Below are 7,432 nucleotides of genomic sequence, written 5' to 3'. Positions count from 1 at the left end.
CGCCTCCGCCGCCGTGCGCTCCCGCTCCGCGCGGCCCACGGAGACCTCGACGTGGGCGAGCAGCTGACGGGCGCCGGCGGCGACCGCACGCGCCACGGCGGCCTCGTGGCGCAGCCGCGCGCGCCGCTGCTCGGCACGCGCGCGTGCCTCGCGTTCGGCGCGGGCGGCCCGGTCGAGCGAGTCGGCGCGGCCGGCCAGTGACTTGACCCGTTCCTCGTGCGTACGGACCTGGAGGCGGGCCTCCATCTCGGTCTGGCGGGCGTTGGCGCCGTCGGCGGCGAGCCGGTCGCGGGCGTAGGTGTCGGGTTCCTCCTCGACCGGCATCTCCTCGGCGACCGCGAGCCGTTCGGCGAGTTCCTCGACCTCCCCGAGCGCCTTGTCGAGGGCCTCCTGTGCGCGGGCGGCGGCCGCGGCGGAGCGCTCGGCCTCGCCGACGGCACCCCGCGCCTGCCCGGCGAGCCGGCCGAGCTGCTGGGCGACGGACGACTTCTCGCGATCGGCGGCCCGGCGCCGCTCCCCCAGCTCCTCGACCAGCGCGGCGCACTCCCGGCGGCGCTCCCCGGCCCGCTGCTGGGCCTCGGTCAGCTGCTCGCACCGCACGGCGAGCTCCTCGAGCTCGGCCGCGGCCTCGTCCACGGAGGCCTGTACTTCCAGCAGGCTCGGCGCGCCGGCCGACCCGCCCTGCGCGAGGTGCGCGCCGAGCAGGTCGCCCTCGGCGGTGACCGCGGTGAGGTCGGGGTGCGCGTGGACCAGGTCCTCGGCGTCCTCCAGCGTGCCCACCACGACGATCCCGGCCAGCAGCCGCCGTACGGCGGGCATGAGTTCGGCGGGGCCCCGCACGAGGCCGGCGGCGAAGGGGGGCAGGCCGGGGACGGGGGCGGCGGCCGGTCCCTCGGGGGCCGAGGCGAGCAGGAGGGTGGCCCGGCCGGCGTCCTGCTTGCGCAGGAGGCGGATGGCGTCGGCGGCAGCGGACGGGGTGGCGGCGGCCAGGGCGTCGGCGGCCGTGCCGAAGGCCGCGGCGAGGGCGGCCTCGTGGCCGGGGGCGACCGTGAGCAGTTCGGCCGCCGGGCCGAGCAGTCCGGTCAGGCGGTCCCGTGCGTCGAGCAGGGCACCCGTGCCGTCCTTGCGGCGCAGGCCGAGGGCGAGGGTGTCGTGGCGGGCCTGGGTGGCAGCGCGCCTGCGCTCGGTGGCGGTGGCCGCCTCCCGGGCGGCGCTCAGGGCGCTCTCCGCTTCGGCGAGGGCCGCCTTGGCCGCCTCGTGCCGCTCCGCGAGTTCGTGGTCACCGGCGTCGAGGCCGTCCACCTCGGCCTTGAGGGTCTCGTACTCCTCCTGCGCGGCCGCGGCGCGCTCCTGGGCCTCGTCACGGGCGGCGGCCAGTCGCTCGATCTCGGCCTGGGCGGAGGCGGCGCGGGAGCGGGCGGCGCCCACCTGGCCGCTGAGCCGGGCGAGGTGCTCGCGGCGGTCGGCGATGGCGCGCGCGGCGTCCTTCAGGCGGCGCTCCTCGGCGGCGAGTTCGCGTTCGAGTTCGGCACGGTGGGCGACCGTGTCGTCCAGGGCGCGCTGGGCCGCCTCCAGGGCCGCCTCCAGCTCGGCCTCCTGTTCGCGCACGCGCGCGGCCTCGCGCTCGAGGTCCTCCGGGTCGCGGCCGCGCCGCTCGTCCACCGGCACGGAGGTGGCGCTCTGCACCCGCGCGTCGGCGAGTGAGATCGTGCCGCGGACGCGTTCGGCCAGCTGGGACAGCTCGTACCAGGTCTGCTGGGCGCCGGCCAGGCGCGGGGAGAGGCGGCGCACCTCGTCCTCGAGCAGGGCCTCGCGCTGGAGCGCCCTGCGCAGCTCCGCCTCGGCGGCCTCCTTGCGTTCCTTCAGCGCGGCCTCGTCGGCGATCTCGGCCTTCAGCGCGTCCCGCAGGCGTACGAGGTCGTCGGCGAGCAGGCGCAGGCGGGTGTCGCGCAGGTCGGCCTGGATGACGGCCGCCCGGCGTGCCACCGCGGCCTGCCGGCCCAGCGGCTTGAGCTGGCGGCGCAGTTCGTCGGTGAGGTCCTGGACGCGGGCGAGGTTCGCCTGCATGGCGTCCAGTTTCCTGAGCGCCTTCTCCTTGCGCTTGCGGTGCTTGAGGACGCCCGCGGCCTCCTCGATGAAGGCGCGGCGGCCCGTGGGGTCGGCGTGCAGGACGGAGTCGAGCTGGCCCTGGCCGACGATGACGTGCATCTCGCGGCCGATGCCGGAGTCGGACAGCAGTTCCTGGATGTCGAGGAGCCGGCAGGTGTCGCCGTTGATCTGGTATTCGCTGCCGCCGTTGCGGAACATGATCCGCGTGATGGTGACCTCGGCGTACTCGATGGGCAGGGCCCCGTCGGAGTTGTCGATGGTCAGGGAGACCTCGGCGCGGCCGAGCGGTGGCCGCCCGGTGGTGCCGGCGAAGATGACGTCCTCCATCTTGCCGCCGCGCAGCGACTTGGCGCCCTGCTCGCCCATGACCCAGCTGAGCGCGTCCACGACGTTGGACTTGCCCGAGCCGTTCGGTCCGACGACGCACGTGATCCCCGGTTCGAACCGGAGCGTGGTCGCCGAGGCGAACGACTTGAACCCACGGAGGGTCAGGGCCTTGAGGTGCACGCCGCCGGACTCTACCCGGCCCCGGCATCTCACTCCATGAACCCTCGAGACCGTCCGGTTTCGCACATGAACATGACGGGCACACCAGACGTTGAAGAAGGTGAAAGGATGCGCGGGGGCAGGAAACGGCGGGGCGGCGAGGCGGGGCGACAAGAAAGAAGGGACGCCGAAGCGTCCCTTGCAACTTCTGACAGCTGAGCGGTTGATACGGGCAGCCCAACCACTGTGTCGTTGTGCGATGCAGTGATCAGGTGAGCACAGGCTCCGCCTGGTGTGCGTCGACGCGCTCCATGATCCTGTCGTGAGAAGCGGCAGCCGTCAGCGCGTCGTTCTCGGCCTGGATCCGTACGAGCTCGGATTCGAGGTCCTGGACACGCTGCTGGAGCCGTCGCATCTCGGCGAGGAGTCGAGGGTCGGAGCCGCCGACGTAACCGAGAAGCGCCTTTGCCATGATGGATGGTCCTCCACACTGAGTGACCGACCGAAGCGGTGTGGGTCGTGAGGGATTCGCACCCGTGGTGCTTGGCACTGTTGAGTTTGTGCTGCCGTTCATCCATGCCAAACAGCTAAGGTGCGCGGGCTTTCAGCGTCTCACCAAAAAGTTTGACGGTCAACACGATCACACCCCGTATCCATGGGCGTCCCGGGGGCGCGCGACCGGAAAACGGTGGCGCTGCGACTCCAGCGGGCCCCTCGGGGCGTGGCGATCACTCTGCCGTGCGGAGCCTCCCACGACAAGGGGTTTCTGGCAATCACCTGCCGCTTTTCCCTCCCGGCGGGGGCCGATGGCAGGTTTCGCGGCTTCCGTCCGGGCCGTGGCGCGCGGCCGGCTCAGCGGATCGCGAAGCCGTCGTACCCCCCGCGCGGTGTGTCCCAGATCTCTGTGACACCGTCCACACGTCCGGGCGTGTCGCCGCCCTGGAGCCAGTCGAGCAGCTTCTGGCAGGCCTCGCGACCCCCCTCCGCGACCACCTGGACGCGTCCGTCGCCCAGATTGAGAGCAAAACCACTCAGGCCGCCGATCTCCAGGGCCCTGGCCCGCGTGAACCAGCGGAAACCCACTCCCTGGACCTGTCCGCGCACCCAGGCGACCAGTCGAACATCCTCGCTCATGGGTGCAACCTAACCGGCCAATGTCTCTCCGGGCACTTCCTCCCCTCGCGCCATGCGGTACCGTCCCCACCCAATGAATCTCATATGAAACTCACTCGATCGAGTGAGCTTGGTTGACCGCGACGGCTCAGGGCGCGCGTCGACCGCAGGGACGAGGAAGGCCAGGACATGGGACGCCACCGACGCTCGGACGCCGGCCGCGCCGCCACGGGCCGCGCCACGGGGGTCACACAAGCGCACGGCACGTACGCGCAGGGCCGCGACCCGGGGGACTCGTACGCGGACGACCGCATGGGCATAGCGCCCTACCTGAACCCGGAGAGGTACGCCGACGCCTACGCCAAGGCGCAGGAGTACCTCTTCGCCACGGACGACGACTACGCCCGGGCACGCGCGAGCGAGACCATGGTCTTCCCGGCCGACGGCTTCAACGCCTCCGACGGCTTCGCCCCCTCCGACGGCCCGCACCGCTCCGGCCGCCGCCGCAAGAAGAAGGCGGCGACCCCGGTCCGCACCGGCCTGCTCGGCGTCTCGGCCGCGGTCGCCCTCGGCACCGTCGCGGTGGCCACGGGCGCGGTGCCGGGGCTGCAGAACTACAAGCTGGGCGGCGGCACCTCCAGCGGCGCGGACAAGGTGCAGGCCGCGGGTTCGCCGACCAACAGCGCGAGCCAGCAGGGCGGCACGTCGGGCAGCGCCGAGGCGGGCGACCGCTCGGGCGGCTCCGGCGCCGGCCGCGGCTCCGGCCGTCCGGCCTCCCCCGCGCAGTCGGCCTCCGCCTCGGAGTCCGCCGCGCCTTCGGCCTCCGCCTCCGCCTCCGACGAGCCGTCCGCCTCGCCCACGAAGCCGGCCGCCACCAAACCGACGGCCGCGCCGGCTCCGGCCAAGAAGCCGAAGACCACACCCAGCAAGCCGGCCCCCAAGGCGCCCCCGAAGACCGAGGCCCCGGCCACGGTCTCGACCCAGGCCGCGGCCGAGGCCGAGGTGCTCAAGCTCGTCAACGAGGAGCGGGCGAAGGTCGGCTGCAGCCCGGTCGCGGCCAACAGCGCCCTCACCGGCCTCGCCGAGTCCTTCAGCAAGGCCATGGCCGACGAGGACTTCTTCGACCACACCGACCCGAGCGGCGCCTCACCGTGGGACCGCGCGGCCAAGCTCGGCATCACCGGCCTCGGCGGCGAGAACATAGCCCGCGGCCAGGCCGACGCGGCGGCCGTGATGGACGCCTGGATGAACAGCCCCGGCCACCGCGCGAACATCCTGAACTGCGACTTCAAGACCCTCGGCGTCGGCGTCCACTTCGGCGCGGGCGGCCCTTGGTGGACACAGGACTTCGGCTACTGACGGACGCCTCCGGACCCCGTGGGCCCGGGGCGGTGAGGCCGGTCGTCAGGCTGCCGCGGTGCCCCGGCGGAAGGTGCGGGCGGTCTCGGTGACCCGGCGGCCCAGGTGTTCGGCGGTGGCGATGTCGGCCTTGTGGACGGCATCGGGGCCCTCGTCGACGTTGGTCTGGGCGGCCGCGCCGGCGAAGAAGCCGAGGCGGTTGAGGTCGTGCTCGGAGGCGGAGCTGCTGTTCCAGCCCGGGTGCAGGCCGAGGTTGACCCAGTGCATGCCGTGCTGACCGGCGAGGACCTGGAAGAACTGCAGCGTGTGCAGCTTGTCGCCGCTCTTGGAGCCGGAGTTGGTGAAGCCGGCGGCCAGCTTGTCCCGCCAGTCCTGGCCGAACCAGCGCTTGGAGGACGCCTCGGCGAAGGCGTGGAAGGCGCCGGAGGCGGTGCCCATGTAGGTCGGCGAGCCGAAGACGATCGCGTCGGAGGCGTCGAGCGCCGCCCACTGCTCGTCGGTGATCTCGTCCACCTTGATCAGATGCACCTCGGCGCCCGCCTCCACGGCGCCCGCGCGGACGGCCTCGGCGAGGACGGCGGTGTGGCCGTGGCCGGAGTGGTAGGCGATGGAGACAACGGGAGTGGTCACGGTCGGCTCTCCTTGGGAGCTCGGCAGAAAAAGGGGACCGTCGGGAAGAGCGGCGCGCGGCAGCTCATCGACGGTGAGGAAAGGAAAGCACTAACCAGCAGTTAGTGCAACCTGTCGGGTAGCGCTGCGCTCGCGTACGCTGGTGGCATGAGCATCACGCAGGAGCACGCGGAGGAGCAGGACCTCCCCTACAACGTGTTCGCCAAGGCCTGCCCCTCGCGCGGCACGCTGGAGCACGTCACGGGGCGCTGGGGCGCGCTGACGCTCGGCGCGCTGCGAGAGGGCTCGCTGCGCTTCAACGAGCTGCGCCGCCGGGTGGACGGGGTGAGCGAGAAGATGCTGTCCCAGACCCTGCAGGCGCTGGAGCGGGACGGACTGGTGCACCGCGAGGCCCAGCCGACCAACCCGCCGCGCGTGGACTACGAGCTCACACCGCTCGGCCACCAGGTCGCCGGGCACCTCCTGGCCCTCATCCGCTGTGTGGAGGACCGCATGGACGACGTCCTCGCGGCACGCGAGGAGTACGACGGCCGTCAGAGCTGAGGCCCGTCAGGTCCGTCAGGACTGAGGCCCGTCAGGACTGAACGGCCCGGGGCGCGGCCGGCGGGCGCTGGCACTTGGGGCAGAAGTAGCTGGAGCGGTTCATCCAGGGGCGGCGGCGCATCACGGTGGCGCAGCGGCGGCAGGGCAGGCCCTCCCGGCCGTAGGCGTCCAGGGAGCGGTGGAAGTAGCCGGACTCGCCGTTGACGTTGACGTAGAGGCTGTCGAAGCTGGTGCCGCCCACGGCGAGGGCCGCGTTCATCACGTCCCTGACGTGGGTGAGGAGTTCGGCCGTGCGCGGCCGGGTCAGGGTGGCGGTCGGGCGGTCGTAGTGCAGCCGGGCCCGCCACAGCGCCTCGTCCGCGTAGATGTTGCCGACCCCGCTGATCAGCGACTGGTCGAGCAGGGCCCGCTTGACGGTGGTCCGCTTGCGGCGCAGCGCCCGGTGGAAGGCCTCGTCGTCGAACAGCGGGTCGAGGGGGTCCCGGGCGATGTGCGCGATGACGTCGGGCAGCCCGTCCGGGCCGGTCTCGTGCAGCGACAGACCACCGAAGGTGCGCTGGTCGACGAAGCGGAGCTCGGTGCCGAGGGCGTCCGCGAAGCCGACGCGGATGCGCAGGTGCTTCTCGGCGGGCGCCTCGTGCGGCTGCACCAGCAGCTGGCCGCTCATGCCGAGGTGGGCGAGGATCGCCTGGTCACTGTCCTCCAGGGGCAGCCACAGGTACTTGCCGCGGCGGCTGGGCGTGCCGACGCGGTGGCCCTTGAGCCGGTGCGCGAAGTCGTCCGCGCCGGCGAGGTGACGGCGTATCGCGCGCGGGTGCAGCACCTCGACGTCGGCGACGCTGCGGTGGGCGACCCACCGCTCCAGGCCGCGCCGTACGACCTCGACCTCGGGCAACTCGGGCATGGCGCTCTCCCCGTATCCTCCGCGGCCCCAGAAGGGCCGTACTCCGGGCCGGCTCGGGCCCGGGCGCGCGGCGGCCTTCCGGAGCCGTCGGGTCCCGGCGGGCCGCCACAAGGGCCGAGCGCCCGCCCCGGGCGGGGCGGGCGCTCGGGTCGTACTGTGCGCGTCAGGCGGAGGCCGAGGCCTCGTCGGCGCTCCCGGCGCCGCCCTCCGCGGCGGCTTCGGCGGCGGCCTCGGCCGCCTTGGCCCGCTCGTCCGCCGCGGCGCGGATGGCGCGCCAGGCGGACTCGG

General features: G+C 73.4%; 7 protein-coding genes. 2 read left to right on the top strand and 5 right to left on the bottom strand.

From position 1 onward, the window contains the following. From smc to IE249_RS27720, 3 genes are all read right to left on the bottom strand, one after another. A partial coding sequence (gene smc / locus IE249_RS27730) for a chromosome segregation protein SMC (protein WP_229859384.1) occupies positions 1–2,616 on the bottom strand: 2,616 nt, incomplete at its 3' end. A 247-nt stretch (positions 2,617–2,863) separates the two neighbouring features. After that, positions 2,864–3,067, bottom strand: coding sequence for a hypothetical protein (locus IE249_RS27725; RefSeq protein ID WP_189709031.1), 204 nt, complete (start codon positions 3,065–3,067; stop codon positions 2,864–2,866). Positions 3,068–3,447: 380 nt separating this feature from the next. Then, complete coding sequence (locus IE249_RS27720; protein WP_189709029.1) at positions 3,448–3,729, bottom strand: acylphosphatase; 282 nt, start codon at positions 3,727–3,729, stop codon at positions 3,448–3,450. Between the two features lie 168 nt (positions 3,730–3,897). Between IE249_RS27720 and IE249_RS27715 the strand changes: the two genes are divergently transcribed. Further along, positions 3,898–5,067: a CAP domain-containing protein gene (locus IE249_RS27715; RefSeq protein WP_189709027.1), complete on the top strand. Its 1,170-nt coding sequence runs from the start codon at positions 3,898–3,900 to the stop codon at positions 5,065–5,067. A 45-nt stretch (positions 5,068–5,112) separates the two neighbouring features. Here IE249_RS27715 and IE249_RS27710 read toward each other — a convergent pair whose 3' ends face one another. Next, complete coding sequence (locus tag IE249_RS27710; protein ID WP_189709025.1) at positions 5,113–5,697, bottom strand: flavodoxin family protein; 585 nt, start codon at positions 5,695–5,697, stop codon at positions 5,113–5,115. A 147-nt stretch (positions 5,698–5,844) separates the two neighbouring features. Between IE249_RS27710 and IE249_RS27705 the strand changes: the two genes are divergently transcribed. Then, a complete protein-coding gene (locus IE249_RS27705; protein WP_189709023.1) occupies positions 5,845–6,240 on the top strand; it encodes a winged helix-turn-helix transcriptional regulator in 396 nt (131 codons plus the stop codon). Positions 6,241–6,271: 31 nt separating this feature from the next. Here the strand turns inward: IE249_RS27705 and mutM are convergent, their stop codons facing one another. Beyond that, positions 6,272–7,144, bottom strand: a complete 873-nt coding sequence (gene mutM / locus IE249_RS27700) for a bifunctional DNA-formamidopyrimidine glycosylase/DNA-(apurinic or apyrimidinic site) lyase (protein WP_189709020.1) — start codon at positions 7,142–7,144, stop codon at positions 6,272–6,274. Positions 7,145–7,432 lie beyond the last annotated feature (288 nt).

It is taken from the genome of Streptomyces anandii JCM 4720 (assembly GCF_014650655.1).
Classification (GTDB): domain Bacteria; phylum Actinomycetota; class Actinomycetes; order Streptomycetales; family Streptomycetaceae; genus Streptomyces; species Streptomyces anandii.
Note: the sequence above shows the minus strand (reverse complement) of the source record. Positions and strands in the feature narration are given on the sequence as shown.